General features: G+C 70.5%; 10 protein-coding genes. 6 read left to right on the forward strand and 4 right to left on the reverse strand.

Annotated features, from left to right (window positions below; all coding sequences use genetic code 11):
• Window positions 1-35: 35 nt before the first annotated feature.
• Window positions 36-1,589, reverse strand: a complete 1,554-nt coding sequence (locus BM436_RS02810) for a hypothetical protein (protein WP_093553655.1) — start codon at window positions 1,587-1,589, stop codon at window positions 36-38.
• Between the two features lie 249 nt (window positions 1,590-1,838).
• Between BM436_RS02810 and BM436_RS02815 the strand changes: the two genes are divergently transcribed.
• Both BM436_RS02815 and BM436_RS02820 read left to right on the forward strand, forming a co-directional pair.
• Window positions 1,839-3,086, forward strand: coding sequence for a hypothetical protein (locus BM436_RS02815; protein ID WP_093553270.1), 1,248 nt, complete (start codon window positions 1,839-1,841; stop codon window positions 3,084-3,086).
• Window positions 3,083-4,585, forward strand: a complete 1,503-nt coding sequence (locus BM436_RS02820) for a choice-of-anchor X domain-containing protein (protein WP_143132932.1) — start codon at window positions 3,083-3,085, stop codon at window positions 4,583-4,585. Before BM436_RS02815 ends, BM436_RS02820 begins: the two co-directional genes overlap by 4 nt.
• 131 nt (window positions 4,586-4,716) lie before the next feature.
• Here BM436_RS02820 and BM436_RS02825 read toward each other — a convergent pair whose 3' ends face one another.
• Complete coding sequence (locus tag BM436_RS02825; RefSeq protein ID WP_093553274.1) at window positions 4,717-5,175, reverse strand: hypothetical protein; 459 nt, start codon at window positions 5,173-5,175, stop codon at window positions 4,717-4,719.
• Between the two features lie 154 nt (window positions 5,176-5,329).
• Here BM436_RS02825 and BM436_RS02830 point away from each other — a divergent pair, with 154 nt between their 5' ends.
• Window positions 5,330-6,394 carry a M29 family metallopeptidase gene (locus BM436_RS02830; protein WP_093553276.1) on the forward strand — a complete coding sequence of 355 codons (1,065 nt, stop codon included), beginning with the start codon at window positions 5,330-5,332 and terminating at the stop codon, window positions 6,392-6,394.
• Window positions 6,395-6,437: 43 nt separating this feature from the next.
• On the forward strand, window positions 6,438-9,479 hold the full coding sequence (locus BM436_RS02835; protein WP_093553278.1) for a response regulator: 3,042 nt from the start codon (window positions 6,438-6,440) through the stop codon (window positions 9,477-9,479).
• A gap of 16 nt (window positions 9,480-9,495) precedes the next feature.
• Here BM436_RS02835 and BM436_RS02840 read toward each other — a convergent pair whose 3' ends face one another.
• The gene (locus BM436_RS02840; protein ID WP_229488824.1) at window positions 9,496-10,431 is read right to left on the reverse strand and encodes a LysR family transcriptional regulator; all 936 of its coding nucleotides are present in this window, start codon (window positions 10,429-10,431) and stop codon (window positions 9,496-9,498) included.
• Between the two features lie 104 nt (window positions 10,432-10,535).
• On the opposite strand from BM436_RS02840, the gene BM436_RS02845 reads away from it, so the two are divergent.
• Both BM436_RS02845 and BM436_RS02850 read left to right on the forward strand, forming a co-directional pair.
• Entirely contained in the window at window positions 10,536-11,375 is an 840-nt protein-coding gene (locus tag BM436_RS02845; RefSeq protein ID WP_093553282.1) for a phytanoyl-CoA dioxygenase family protein, read from the forward strand.
• A complete protein-coding gene (locus BM436_RS02850) occupies window positions 11,375-12,193 on the forward strand; it encodes a sugar phosphate isomerase/epimerase family protein (RefSeq protein WP_093553284.1) in 819 nt (272 codons plus the stop codon). Before BM436_RS02845 ends, BM436_RS02850 begins: the two co-directional genes overlap by 1 nt.
• A gap of 105 nt (window positions 12,194-12,298) precedes the next feature.
• Here BM436_RS02850 and BM436_RS02855 read toward each other — a convergent pair whose 3' ends face one another.
• Window positions 12,299-14,314 (reverse strand): CHASE domain-containing protein, encoded by a 2,016-nt coding sequence (locus tag BM436_RS02855; RefSeq protein WP_093553286.1) that lies wholly within the window; start codon window positions 14,312-14,314, stop codon window positions 12,299-12,301.
• Window positions 14,315-14,321 lie beyond the last annotated feature (7 nt).

Consider the following 14,321-nt stretch of genomic DNA (forward strand, 5'->3'; position numbering starts at 1 on the left):
CCCGGGTTCCGCCTGTGGTCTTAACGACGCCCGCGTCACGATTGCGCCTCCAGCCGCCAGCCGCGCATCTCGTTCCAGCTGGGATGGTGCAGCCACAGGCAGTTGTCGTACACGAAGGGCTGGCAGTCGCCGGGCCGCTTCAGCCGCACCGCCTCGTCCAGGATCACGTTGCGCTGTCCCACCCACTCGATCAGCGTGCGCGGCAGGGTGGCCTCCTCCAGCGCCGCCTCGGCCTTGCCGGAATAGGCCTGCATGCGCAGCACCAGCCCGGTGGGCTGCTCGCGCGTGCCGCTCACGTTTTCCAGCAGCGGCAGCACCATGTCGTCGCCGCGCGCCTGGTCCTCCACGTTTTCCACGTCCCACGGCTCGTTCTTGACCTGGTGGCCGCGCCGGAACAGCAGCGTGCCCAGGCCCAGACGCGCGCCGTTCAGCGGCTGCAACTGCGCGCGTTCCGTGCCCAGTTCGCGGAAGGAATAGGCCTGGCCGTCATGGCCGATCTGCCACAGGCGCCCGTCGCGGCTGCGCACCGGGCCGCCGAAGCCCAGCCGGGGCGTCCATCCCGCCGGCCAAGGCAGCCAGCGCGGCGCCGCGCCGGGACGCCAATACAGTTCGCCCAGCTCGTGCAGCCAGATCAATTTGCCGTCGTAACTGAATGGACGGGACCAGCCGGCGGCGGGGATGCCCCAGCCGGTCCCGTCGGGGTCCGGGATGCCGTCGTCCGCCACGATCTCCAGGGTTTCGCTATCGGCCCCGTCGGCGTCGGCGGTCCACAGCCGCACGCCGGTGGCGGCGGCGATCAGGCAGGCGACGCGCCGTCCCACCATGCCGGGCGCGCTGGCCAGGCGCGCGGGCAGCACCATCTCCGTCCGGTAGCTTTCGCTGACGGGATTCATCACCAGCCGCACCAGTCCCTGCGCGGTCGGCACCATGCCCACCTCGCCGCGCCGCGCGTCCGCACGGCCCGGCAACCAGGCGTAGGCCGACGCGTGGAAGGACAAATCCGCCGCGCCGTCCTCGGCCGCCATCACGTGCCAGCGCGCGGCCACGGGGTCCCAGTACTGCAGCACGTTGCGGGTGTAGGCCAGCGCCAGCAGGCGCTGCGCGGCGAAGCCGAAATAGGAGGCGGCGAACACGCACACGGCGTTCGGCGGCGCGGGAATCTTCAAGTCCGGCACCCCCACCGCCGGTTCGGGCGCGCGCGTTTCCAGCGTGGCGGCCAGCGGCAACGCGGTGACCGGCAATCCCAGTGGCACATGGCGCGGCAGCGGCGACTCGTCCACCGGCAGCGGCGCGCTGCTCGGTCCCCACCACGAGGGCAGGCGGCGCGCGGGCGGCGCGCACACGTGCAGGGCCGCGCCGCACTCGGGGCAGAACGCGAAACCCTGGGGATAGATGGCGGCGTGCGCGCACGAGGTGGTTGGCGGGGGCGGCAGCGACGCGCCCAGCACCCGCGCCACGTCCGGCAGGCGGCTGCGCGCCTGGGCCTGCCAGTCGATGCGGCTCAGACCCTGGCCGGACGCCAGCTCGAATTGTCCACTCGCTTCATCCTCCAGCCAGACGCTGTCGGGAGTCTCCCACCTGTATGCCATGTATGCACTCGAATCGATACGCTTGCGGTACCCGAGCTCCACCATGGCGAGCTCAAGTTGTTCTTTGCATCATAACGCAGCCCCCCGGGATTAGGGCCGCGCACAGAAAAAAATACCCGTCGAGCGGGCCATGGCGCACCTCTGATATGCGTCAAACGCGCCCAGGGGGCGAAGCCTAAGCTGAACTGGCCAAAGCTGCTCGGGCCCCGGCGTGAAGCCCATGCGTTCCCACTCTTCGAAAGGACGGCCATGCCTGCACACATCATCATTCGCGACGGCAACCCCTACTGGTGGGACAGCACGGACATCTGGGTGGTGCCGGGCACCGATCCCAACGGCCCACCCGGAACGCCCGTGGCCGGCGGGCCCGCCTACCTGTGGGCGCACGTGGCCAACACCGGCACCATCAACGCCTCCGGCACGCGCATCGATTTCTACTGGGCCGACCCGTCCGGCCAGATCACCACCAGCACCGCGCACGCGATCGGTTCGGCCTTCGTCGACCTGGACACCAACCCCGCCGGGCAGGACGTGCTGTGCCTGGTGCCGTGGGTGCCGGTGATCGTCAACGGCGGCCACGAGTGCCTGCTGGCCGTGGCGCACGGCCCCGGCGACACCAATCCGATCCCCGATCCGCTGCCCGGCGCCTACCAGTTCGACCCGCCCTCGCACGACCAGATCGCGCAGCGCAACATCGAGGTGGCCGACGCGCGCAGGCTGGCGCAGGCCTTCGTGATCTCGGTGCACGCCTTGCCCCGCGAGGACAAGGTGGCCGAACTGGCGCTGGAATACGGCGGCGAACTGGACGACCGCCAGATGGCCTTGCTGGGATTGTGCGGGCTGCGGCCGGCGCAGGGCCGGCCCGTGCGGGCGCGCCTGAGCCTGGAGCCGCTGTGCGGCGGCTACACGCATCCGGGCCAGCAGGACGCCCCGCCCGGCGGCCACCCGCCGCAGACCTCGCCGGCGGACGCGGACGAGAAGGTGCTGGCCGTCAGCGTCGCCAAGAGCTACCCGGCCGAAGGGGCGCAGGGCGCGGCCGGCAACGCCAAGACCAAGGCCGGCAAGAAGCGGGCGGACGAGAAGCGGGAGGCCGCCGCCGATGCCGGCGCCGCCGCGCGACGGTCCGTCGCGACGGGCGAGCCGGGCATCAGCGAAGACGACGCCGGCGCCGCGAAGCCGACCGGCCCCACGGGTGGCGCGGCGGCGGGGGACGAGGCCGGCGGCGACCTGATGTCGCTGCAGGCGGAAGGAACGGGTGCGAGCACGGGTACTGGCGCTGGCACCGGCGCCGGCTCCAGCGCGGGCACGGGCGCCGGCGGGCATCTGACGGTGCGGGTGCCGCGCGGCACCTCGGCCGCCGCCTACCTGGCGCTGGACGCGGACGGCCTGAGGGAAGGCGAATACCAACTGCTGCGCGTGATCGAGCGCGGCAAGGGCAAGGTCCTGGGCGGCGTCAGCTACGTCGTGATCCGCGCCTGTGAAGGGGAAACCAAATGAGCGCCACTCCACTCCAGGTGCTGACGCGCCCGTTCGCGGTCGAGCCGGTCACCAGCATCATGCTGCCGGACGGCGTTTTCGACAACGCCATCCACAACCTGCGCATCAGCGCCCACATCACCAACATGTCCGCCAGCGCGCTGACCAACGTGACGGTGTGGCTGGAAAGCGTGGGCGACCCCGGCATCGCGCCGGTGGCGCGCACCTTCCACTTCGCCACCATCCCGGCCGGCGCGGCCATGCTGGTCAGCTGGGACGCCAATTTCCAGCACGCCAGCCCGGGCAAGCCGCTGGTCAGCATCCTGGCGCGCGCGGACGGCTACGAGTCGCGCCGCTCGATCCAGCGGATCTTCGTGTCCGAGACCCGCTTCGACGCGCCCAGCAACACCTACACCTGCACCGTGCCCGAGGGCACGCTGACGGTGTCCGGCCTGCGCGGCCACCTGCCCGGCAAGCGCTGGGGCCAGCCGGGGCCGGACAAGGAGTGCCGCTGCCCGCCGGGCGGCGGCCCCATCGTGCCCACCGGCCTGACGATGGCGTGGGCGCCCAATCCCGCCTTCGTCGGCCTGCACGGCGAGCTGCCGTTCGCCGACCCGTGGTGGAAGATCCTGGCCATCATCGTCGCCATCATCGCGGCGCTGGTGGCCATCATCGCGGCGGCGCTGGGCGCGGGGGCGGCCAACTTCAGCGTGGGCGGCGGTTTCGACGAGAACGAGCCCAGCGTCACCTGTTGCTCGCTGGAGGGCGCGGCGGCCGGCGAGCCGGAGTTCACGGTGGCCGGGGTGGCATCGGCCATCGCCTCCGGCGCCATCGCCGTGGCCTGCTCGGACGCGGCCGACCCGTTCTGGCGCGGCCAGGAGGCCACGCCGCCGCCGCCCGGCGTGCTGACGGTGGCCGAGCGCGTGGTGGCCGAGTGGGTGATGCTGGACCCGCCCAACGCGGGCGAGCCCTACGCCACCGACGTCAAGTGGACCTACCAGCGCACCACCACCGGCGGCGGCACCCTCGGCTACAGCGTGTCCGAGATCCAGACCAATGTGCACACGGCCGGGCCGGTCGAGGTGGAGGCGCCGCAGGTGGTGCAGGCGTTCAGCCCGCTGAGGGTGCGCGCCAAGTTCCACCGCGACGACGACACCCTGTTCCACGGCACGGACCTGTACAGCTTCGCCATCTTCCAGGCGCCGCAGGGCTTGAATTTCGTGGTGCCGCTGACGGACGACGGCTTGGGTTTCGATCCCGGCGCCAACGACGGCGTGTACGCGGGCAGCCTGCCGCTGGAGCGGGCCTACCGCATCCTGCTCAAGTTCAAGCAAACCATTTACGGGATGTGGCGCGTGTTCCTGTTCGCGCAGGACGTGAACCTGACGGCGCCGGGCACGCCGCCGGAGATCGCCGCGCAAACCATAGGCGGCTTCTTCGTGGCCAGCGCGGTGGAGATCACCTTCGACGACAGCCTGCCCTGCCCGCTCAAGGCGCAGGCGGCGATCATGGTGGTGTAGCCCATTATAATAAGAGGGGCCTCGAAAACCGTAGCGAGCGGCGCAAGTTTCGTCCGAGAAGCGCAACCGTACGAAGGTACGGTGAGCATCGCAGGGCGAAAGTCGCGCCGCGCAGTAGGTTTGCGAGGCCCCTAATCGTCGCTGACGATTTTCTTGGGGGGAGGCGCCGGGGCCCAGCGGATGACCTCCTCGGTCGGCGCCGTGTCCAGCGCGTCCGACTGTTCCAGCCAGCGCTGCAGGGTCTCCATGCGGCGGATGGTGATGCCCTTGCTGTTGATGTAGCCCACCTGCTCGAAGTTCTCCGGCTTGCTGATCATCTTGGAGGTGGTCGGCAGGTTGTCCAGCAGGCGCTCGAAGGCCTTGCGCGCCTTGTGCTCCCACTTGGCCAGCGTGGGCTCGGCGAAGCGGTTGCTTTCGTAGTAGATCGTCAACGTGCGGTCGTGGTTGCCGAAGCCGACGATGGCCGCGCCCTTGCGGACGGTTTGCAACACATCGTCCTTGATGGCGGCCGTCGGCACGAACAGCGCGGCCCGTCCGTCGGCATCGTCAGGACGCTCCAGTGGCAGATCCTGCCCCTTCATTACACTCATTCCCGCCTCCCGACCAGTAATGTTGCGCCAAATCTGTAAAGTTGCCGTTCGGCTATATTGAGTCGATTCTACAGCGGCCCCTCCCCCGAGACAAGAAATATGCATGCGCGCGGCCCGTATAATGCACAATGGTTCCAACAAGCATCTCTTTCCCATGACAATCGCCCCCCACTCCAGCCCAGGCGCCGGCCCCTACGGCGCCATTCCCGGCCACGCCGTGGACACCGCCGCGCGCGACGTGGGCGACCTGCTGGCCATGGCCATCGAACACACGCCGGCGCAACAGGCGCTGGTGGTGTACGACCGCCGCTGCGACCTGAACCTGGCGCTCACCGAGGCCTACCGCCGCGCCCTGCCCGGCGCCGTCTTCATCGACTTCGACAGCGTGACGCCGGAACAGGTGCTGGCCGCCTTCGCCACCCTGGCCGCGCGCGACCTGGTGGTGCTGATCCAGTCCACCAGCTTCCGGCTGGAGGCCTTCCGCCTGCGCATCGAACTGTTCAAGCGCGGCCTGAAGGTGATCGAGCACGTGCACCTGTCGCGCATGCCCGGCGCCCAGGGCCTGCACTACCTCAACGCGCTGGCCTACGACCCCGCCTATTACCGCGGCGTGGGCCGCAAGCTCAAGGAGCGCATCGACCGCGCGCGCGGCGCCACCGTGGACAGCGGCGAGGGCGCGCTGCTGACCTTCGGCTCGCCGCTGGAGCCGGCCAAGCTCAATATCGGCGACTACAGCGGCATGAACAACGTCGGCGGCCAGTTCCCCATCGGCGAGGTGTTCACCGAGGCGCGCGACCTGGAGGCGGTGGGCGGCCGCGTGCGCATCTTCGTGTTCGGCGACACCCAGTTCCTGGTCAACCACCCGGAAAAACCGATCACGATGATCGTCGAACAGGGCCGCGTCACCGGCGCCATCGATTCCACACCCGCCTTCGACAACATGCTCGAGATCATCCGCGCGCACGAGGGCGAGGTGTGGCTGCGCGAACTGGGCTTCGGCATGAACCGCGCCTTCTCGCGCCACAACATGGTGAACGACATCGGCACCTTCGAGCGCATGTGCGGCATCCACCTGTCGCTGGGCGCCAAGCACGGGCAGTACCAGAAACCGCAATTCAAGCGCAAGGACGCGCGCTACCACGTGGACGTGTTCGCCGTGACGGAGGCGGTGTACCTCGACGACGAGGCCGTGTACAGGGACGGCGCCTGGCGGGTGTAGCACCGCCGCGCCGGGCCGGCCGCCAGAGAGAGGGAGGAATCATATGAACGCGGTCATCGCCATGCTGGAATCGGCGTTCCAGCACATCCCCCTCGGGCTGCTGGAGGTGTGGGGCAGGCTGGGCTACCTGGTCGGCTTTTGCCTGATGCTGCTCGCCTTCGGCGGCTTCGCGCTGCGGCGCGACGGCCATTGGGGCCTGGGCCGCATCCGCCAGCGCTGGGACAGCCGCGCCCTGATCGCGGCCATCTTCACCTTCGCCACCATCTTCATCACCGGCTACGTGGGCTCGGCCATCGTGCTGGTGCCCGGCGCGCAGACCTTCGAGTCGCTGAAGGACCTGTCGGTCTTCCTGTGCGCCGTGCTGTTCGGCTACCCGGCCCTGATCGTGGTGCCCTTCGCCTACGGCCTGTCGGACCTGGTCGAGGGCGTGCCGCCCGCCTTCCTGGCCGACTGGCTGCCCGGCTACTTCATCAACCCCGCCTGCTTCTGGCTGGCGCACCAGCTGATCGGCCGCGACCCCGACTTCCGCCGCGCGCCGACCTGGGGCCGGTACGCGCTGTTCGTGCTGGTCTTCATGGCCATCGAGCCGCAGCTGTGGGGCTACATCACCTCGCCGCAGTTCACGCCGGAGCTGGCCTACCGCAGCGTCACGCCCGCGCTGTTCTTCACCACCGCGCTGACCTGGGTGCTGGCGCCGTTCGCCATGCTGGCCGCGCTGCCGCTGGCGCGCGCCACCGGCATGTTCTGGGCGCAGGAGGAGAACAAGGACGCGGACGCGGGCGGCGGCGCCGCCGGCGTGCCGATTCCCGCCTTCCTGGCCGCCCCCTTCATCGCGCTGGTGCTGGTGGTGGTGGGCGCCACAGCCTTCCTCACGCTGCGCGGCGCCGAGGACACGGCCGAACAGCTGACCATGCGCCTGCACCAGGAAATCGCCGAGAACATCAACCTGCGGCTGGACGACTACGTGGCCGGGCGCCAGCAGGCCGGCGCCGCGCCGGAGGGCAAGGACATCTCGGCCATGCTGCGCGCACTGCCCGTGGCCACGCACGGCCGCGCGCTGGTGCTGGACCGGCGGGGCCGCATGCTGGCCAGCTCCATGGCCGGCGCCGACCCGGTGACCGACGCCGCGCTGCTGCGGCTGCGCACCGCCGCCGGCGGCTACGACCGGCTGCGCGCGCCGCTGCGGCTGACCTTCGACGTCATCACCAGCAAGCCGCTGGCGCGCGAGCGCTGGCTGATGCAGGCCACGCCCTACCAGGACGGCGCCGGCGGCAGCGACTGGATCCTGCTGACGGCCATGCCGCAAGCCTGGTACCTGGCCGGCGTCCGCAGCGGCAACAGCCAGTCCGCCATGATGATCGCGCTGGCCCTGCTGCTGTCGCTGGTGGCCGCCTACTGGCTGTCCGGCGCGGTCACCGCGCCGATCCGTCGCATCGGCCGCGCGGCGCAGGCCATGGCCGCCGGCGACCTGGGGCAGCGCGTGCCCGGCAGCCCGCTGTCCGAGCTGGGCGACCTGGCGCTGTCGTTCAACCACATGGCCGGCCGCCTGCAGCAATCCTTCGACGAACTGCAGGCCATGGCCGACCGCCTGGCCGCGCGCGAACGCATGCTGGAACAGAGCGAGGACGAGCTGCGGCGCCACCGCGCCCACCTGGAGGAGCTGGTGCGCGAGCGCACGGCCGAGCTGTCGGTGGCCCTCGGCCGCGCCGAGACGGCCAACCGCGCCAAGAGCGTGTTCCTGTCCCATATGAGCCACGAGCTGCGCACGCCGCTCAACGCGGTGATCGGCTTCTCGCAACTACTGGCCGGCGACGCCGCCATCGGCGACGACCGCAAGGACAAGCTGGCCATGATCAACCGCGCCGGCCACCACCTGCTCACGCTGATCAACGACATCCTCGAACTGTCCAAGATCGAGTCGGGCCGCGGCGAGGTGCAGTTGTCGCCGGTGGACCTGTACGCGCTGTTCGACTCGGTGCTGGAGATGCTGCAGCTGCGCGCCAGCCAGCACGGCATCGCGCTGCGCCTGGACTGCGCCGGCGTGCCGCAGGTGGTCATGGCCGACGGCGCCAAGCTGCGCCAGGTGCTGCTCAACCTGCTGTCGAACGCCGTCAAGTTCACCGAGCGCGGCAGCGTGACGCTGGTGGTGCGCGGCAACGCGCTCGACGGCGACGGCGTGCGCCTGCGCTTCGCCGTCGTCGACACCGGCCCCGGCATCGCGGAGGCGGACCGGTTGCGCGTGTTCCAGCCCTTCGTCCAGGCCGAGTCGCCGCCGTCCCAGGCCGGCACCGGGCTGGGCCTGGCCATCAGCCGCGAATTCGTGCAGTTGATGGGCGGCGAGCTGACGCTGGTGTCCGCGCCCGGCGCCGGCGCCACCTTCGGCTTCGCGCTGGACCTGACCCAGCGCGAAGCCGTGCTGGCGCCGGCCCAGGCGCGCGACCGCGTGGCCGGACTGCCGCAACAGGAACGCGGCAAGACCATCCTGGTGGTGGACGACAACGAGGACGGCCGCCAACTGCTGCGCTCCCTGCTGGCGCCGCTGGGCTTCGACGTGCACGAGGCGCGCGACGGCGTGGAGGGCCAGGAGCGCATCCTGGCGCTGCAGCCGGACCTGGTGTTCATGGACTGGCGCATGCCGCGCATGGACGGCCTGGAACTGACGCGCCACATCCGCGAACGGCCCGGCATCCGGCAGCCGCGCATCGTCATCCTCACCGCCAGCGCGTTCGAGGAGGAAAGGCGCGAGGCGCTGCTGTCCGGCGCGGACGATTTCATGCGCAAGCCGCTGGAGCGGGACCACCTGTTCGCGATGCTGGAACTGCAACTGGGGCTGCACTTCCTGCGCGAGCCCGGTGCGCCGGCGGCGCCGGCGTACACGCCGCTGTCGGGCGAGGAACTGGCGCCGCTGAACGGGTCGGTGCGCGAACCGCTGACGCAGGCCGTGGCCAACCTGGACCTGGCGCGCATCGAAAGCCTGATGCGGCTGATCGACGCCGAACAGCCGGCCCTGGCCGCGCGCATGCGGCACATGCTGGAGCGGGCCGAATACCGGCAGCTGTGGGCCTTGCTGGCCGCGCCCGCCTGAGTCGCCAGGCGCCGGCTTATCCGGACAACGTTCCCGCGGCGGCCAGGGCCGCGTCCCACGGCGGCACCGGCTGGTACTCGGCGACCAGGAAATCGATCAGCGCGCGCACCTTGGGCGAGGGCTGGCGGCTGGCGGGATACAGCGCGCTCAGGTGGTTGAGCGGCAATTCCCAGTCGTCCAGCACCGGCACCAGGCTGCCGTCCAGCAAGGCCTGCCAGGCCAGGAAGGTGGTGCTGTAGACGATGCCCAGCCCACGCAGCGCCGCCTGATGCAGCACCAGGCCGTTGTTGGCCGTGAAGCCGACGTTGACGCGCACCGCCGTGCGTTCCTCGCCGCGCGCGAAACGCCAGGTGGCGCCGTCCGTCAGGTGGCTGAAGTGCAGGCACTGGTGGCGGTGCAGGTCTTCCGGCGCTTGCGGCCGGCCCGCCTTCGCCAGGTAGGCCGGGCTGGCGCACAGCACGCCCTTGCACGGCGCCAGCGGCCGCATGGACAGCGCGTGGCTGTCGGGAATGCCGCCCACCCGTATCGTCAGGTCGAAGCCGTGCTCGATCGGGTCCAGCAGCGCGTCGTCCACGTACAGCAGCGGCGTGAGTCGGGGATGGGGCAGGCTGAAGCGGGCCAGCGCGTCGGCCAGCCACAGGCCGCCGAAGCTGGACGGCGCCTGGATGCGCAGCGGCCCGGCCAGCTCCACGCCCGCGTGCGTGACCACGCGCGCCGCCTCCCTCGCCTGCGCCACCGTCGCCATGCACGGCTCCAGGTAGGCCTGGCCCACGTCCGTCAGGCTCACCTCGCGCGTGGAGCGGTGCAGCAAACGGGCCTGCAGTCTGTCCTCCAGTTGCATGATGTGCTTGCTGACCATGGCGCGCGTCAACCCCAGCCGCCGTCCGGCCGCGCTGAAGCTGCGCAGCCGCGCCACCTCGACAAAGATTTCCATCGCCCTGAGCTGATCCATGCGCGATTGTCGCCACTTTGGAGACAATGTGTCAACCGTTTGCGCGTTGTCCGGCGCCCGGCGCCGTCTTACAATGGTCGCACGCCCCAACAGGAGTCCCCGCCATGCTGACAGACGCACAGAAGCAACAATATGAACGCGACGGCTACATCGTCCTCCCGAATTTCAAGTCGCCGGCCGAAATCGCCGCCCTGCGGGCCCGCGCCGCGCAGATTGTCAACGATTTCGATCCAAGCGTGGCGCAAGGCGTCTTCACCACCAAGGACCAGGAAAAGAAGGCGGACGCGTACTTCCTGCGCTCGGACAACACGGTGCGCTGCTTCTTCGAGGAGGAGGCCTTCGGTCCCGACGGCCAACTGCGGCAGGACAAGGCGTTGTCGATCAACAAGATCGGCCACGCCATGCACGACCTGGACCCGGTGTTCCGCGCCTTCTCCACCGACGCGCGCCTGGCCGCCGTGGCGCTGGACCTGGGCCTGGAGCGGCCGCAGGTGTGGCAATCGATGTACATCTTCAAGCAGCCCGGCATCGGCGGCGAGGTGCGCTGGCACCAGGACGCCACCTATTTCGAGACCCACCCGATCAGCGTGACCACCTTCTGGTTCGCGCTGGAGGACGCGACCCTGGAGAACGGCTGCATGTGGGCCGAGCCGGGCGGCCACCGCACGCCGCTGCGCGAGCGCTTCGTGCGCTGCGGCGACGACATCCGCGTCGAGAAGCTGGACGACACGCCCTGGCCGGACGACTCCACCGCCGTGCCGCTGGAATGCAAGGCGGGCAGCCTGGTGTGCTTCCACGGCCTGCTGCCGCACTACAGCGCGCCCAACCGCTCGGCCGTCTCGCGCCACGCCTACACGCTGCACGCGACCGACGCGCGCACCGAGTACTCGCCGCGCAACTGGATACAGCGCGACGCCGCCTTCCCGGTGCGGGGCTTCATCTGATGCGGGTGCTGATCTTCGCCCCGCACTGGGGCAGCAACCACCTGGCGCCTCAGGCCTTCATCGACAAGGCGGCGGCGGCCGGCTTCGACGGCGTCGAGCTGTCGCTGCCGCTGAACGCGGCCGAGCGCGACGACTGGACCCGGCGCGTCGCCGGCGCCGGCCTGGGGCTGATCGCGCAGCAGTGGGAGACCGTGTTCCATCCCGGCTTCGACGCGCACAAGGCGGCCCTGGCCGAATTGCTGAACAACGCCTGCGCCGCCCGTCCGCTGCTGGTCAACTCGCACACCGGCAAGGACTTCTACAGCCCCCGGCAAAACCTTGAGCTGATCGCGCTGGCGGACGCCATCGCGCGCGAGCACGGCGTGCCCATCGTGCACGAGATCCACCGCAGCCGCTTCAGCGGCCATCCGATGCTGTTGCTGCCCTACTTGGCGCGACTGCCCGACCTGGCGCTGACGGCGGACCTGTCGCACTGGTGCTGCGCCTGCGAGTCGCTGCTGGAGGACCAGCCGGAGACGCTGGCGGCGACGCTGCCGCGCGTGCGCCACTTGCACGCGCGGGTGGGGCACGCGCAGGGACCGCAGGTGGCGGACTTCCGCGCGCCCGAGGCGGCCGGCGCGCTGGCGGCGCACCTGGCTTGGTGGGACCGGGTGGTGGAACTGCGCCGCGCGGCCGGCGCGGCGACGCTGACCATGACGCCGGAGTTCGGGCCCGCGCCGTATACGCAGACGCTGCCCTACACGGGCCAGCCGGTCACGGACGCGTGGGAACAGAACGTGGCGATGGCGGCGCTGCTGCGCGAGCGCTACAACCGTTAGCACCGGCGGCGGGGACCGGGGACAGACCCGCGTTCACAGTCCCGTGCCTTGGGCGACGCCGTGTGGCGCGAGGGTCTGTCCCCTGGCTCGCGCCGCCGTTTTTTGTCAGCGCGCCGCGCCGGGCAGCGCGGCCGCTTCCTCCTCCCGCTCCACGTCCTTGATCGGCACCACCCGCGGCAGCACCAGCGTGACGCTGGTGCCCTCGCCGGGCTCGGACTGGATCGCGATCGTCCCGCGCAGCACGCCGGTGACGATGTTGTAGACGATGTTCATCCCCAGCCCCGAGCCGCCCTGCCCCATCTTGGTGGTGAAGAAGGGGTCGAAGATCTGGTGCAGCGTGCGCGGCGACATGCCGAGGCCGTCGTCGCGGAACTCCAGCAGCACGTGGCTGTCGTCCACCGCCTCCGCGCGCACGCGGATGATGCCGTGGCGCCGGCCGTCGAAGGCGTGCAGCATTGCGTTGCTGGTCAGGTTGCTCAGCACCTGGCTCACGCTGCCGGGGAAGGAGTCGAACTCCAGGTCGTCCGGCACCTCGACGCGCACCTCGCAGTTGGCGCGGCGCAGCTGCGCGGTGTAGGTGGCCAGCGTGTCGCGCACCACCCCGGCCAGGTCGAAGCGGCGCCGCAGGCCGCTGGTCTGGTCCACCGCCACCTGCTTGAACGAGTTGATCAGCTCGGCCGCCCGCCCCAGCGAGCCGGCGATGATGCCGCAGGCGGTGCGCGTGTCGTGCAGGTGGGTGTCCAGCGTGGAGCGCTTGATGCCGCCGTCCTCCAGCTTCTTCGTGAACTGCCCCACCATGTCCGACAGCGCGGTCGCCGTCAGCAGGCTGTTGCCGATCGGCGTGTTCAGCTCGTGCGCGATGCCGGCCACCAGCGCCCCCAGCGACGCCATCTTCTCCGACGTGATCAGGTTGGCCTGCGCCTGCTTCAAGGTGGCCAGCACCAGGGTCAGGTCGCGGTGCGCCAGCTCGGCGTTGGCCTTTTGCGCCGCCAGCTCGTCCAGGCTGCGCTCCAGCCCGTGCTGGGTCTCCACCAGCGCCGCCTCGGCCTGCTCGCGCACCTTGATGTCCTTGCGCAGCTGCTCGGCCAGTTCGCGGCGCCGCTGCGCCGTCACCAGCAGCAGGCCGATCAGCGCGCTGATCACGGTGCCGGCGGCGGCGATCAGCGCGATGCGCGCGCGGCCGCTGCCATAGCGCGCCCCGGCCAGGCCCTCGAACGCCATCACCCAGCGCCGCTCGCCCACCGCCAGTGCGGCCTGCGCCGTCAGGCCGTGCAGCGCCGGCTGGCGTTCGCCGCCGCCGATCTTGCCGGCGCTGTCGTACATCAGGTTGTCCAGCGACGGCGGCGTGGCGCCGCCCTCCTGCTGGTAGCCGGCGTCGTTGATGCGGATGTTCATGTGCGCCAGCAGCGGGGTGTCGACCACCTCGCGCATCAGGTTGTTCACGCGGAACACGATGGCCACGAAGCCCGCCAGCGCCGCGCGCCGCTGCTCCACCGTGTCCAGCGGCATGCGCGGCCGGTACACCGGCGCGCGCGCGACGAAGCCGGGCTGGCCGCTGCTGTCCTGCACCAGGGTGATGCGCTCGGTGGCGACGATCTGCCCGCTGTCGCGTCCCAGTTCCAGCGCGCGCCGGTGCGGCGGCAGCGCGCCCAGGTCGAGCCCGAACGCGTTCTCGTTGCCGGCCATGGGCTCGTTGTATTCGATGATGTAATGCAGCTCGCGCGCGGCGGCCGGGTGGATCGAGAACTTGGGATAACCGCCCGGCACCAGGCTGGCGTCGGCGCGCACGCCGGCGGCGAAGTCGTCCAGCCCGGAGGCCGGCACCTGGCGCACGAACTGGATGGCCTGGAAGCCGGGATAGCGCTCGCTCAGCTTGAGTTCCTGCACGTAGCGGCTGAACTTGGCGCGGCTGACCTGCTCGTCCACCGAGTACAGGCCCTTGATGCTGAGCAGCATGTCGAAATAGGTCTGCAGCCGCACCGCCGTGTCGCGGGCGATCTTGTCGGTGTCGCGCTGGAAGTTGCTGCGCAGGTTGTGCTCCTGCGCCTCGGACACGAACAGGCAGACCCACACGGTGATGCATATGCCCACCGCGAACGCCAGGAAACCGTGTATCCGCATAAGCCGC

It is taken from the genome of Pseudoduganella namucuonensis, from assembly GCF_900116645.1.
Taxonomy (GTDB): Bacteria; Pseudomonadota; Gammaproteobacteria; order Burkholderiales; family Burkholderiaceae_D; genus Rugamonas; species Rugamonas namucuonensis.

Coding starts and splice junctions, on each gene's coding strand:
- BM436_RS02840 (WP_229488824.1), bottom strand. CDS start 10,431: ATGGATCAGCTCAGGGCGATGGAAATCTTTGTCGAGGTGGCGCGGCTG.
- BM436_RS02850 (WP_093553284.1), top strand. CDS start 11,375: ATGCGGGTGCTGATCTTCGCCCCGCACTGGGGCAGCAACCACCTGGCG.
- BM436_RS02855 (WP_093553286.1), bottom strand. CDS start 14,314: ATGCGGATACACGGTTTCCTGGCGTTCGCGGTGGGCATATGCATCACC.
- BM436_RS02835 (WP_093553278.1), top strand. CDS start 6,438: ATGAACGCGGTCATCGCCATGCTGGAATCGGCGTTCCAGCACATCCCC.
- BM436_RS02820 (WP_143132932.1), top strand. CDS start 3,083: ATGAGCGCCACTCCACTCCAGGTGCTGACGCGCCCGTTCGCGGTCGAG.
- BM436_RS02815 (WP_093553270.1), top strand. CDS start 1,839: ATGCCTGCACACATCATCATTCGCGACGGCAACCCCTACTGGTGGGAC.
- BM436_RS02845 (WP_093553282.1), top strand. CDS start 10,536: ATGCTGACAGACGCACAGAAGCAACAATATGAACGCGACGGCTACATC.
- BM436_RS02825 (WP_093553274.1), bottom strand. CDS start 5,175: ATGAGTGTAATGAAGGGGCAGGATCTGCCACTGGAGCGTCCTGACGAT.
- BM436_RS02810 (WP_093553655.1), bottom strand. CDS start 1,589: ATGGCATACAGGTGGGAGACTCCCGACAGCGTCTGGCTGGAGGATGAA.
- BM436_RS02830 (WP_093553276.1), top strand. CDS start 5,330: ATGACAATCGCCCCCCACTCCAGCCCAGGCGCCGGCCCCTACGGCGCC.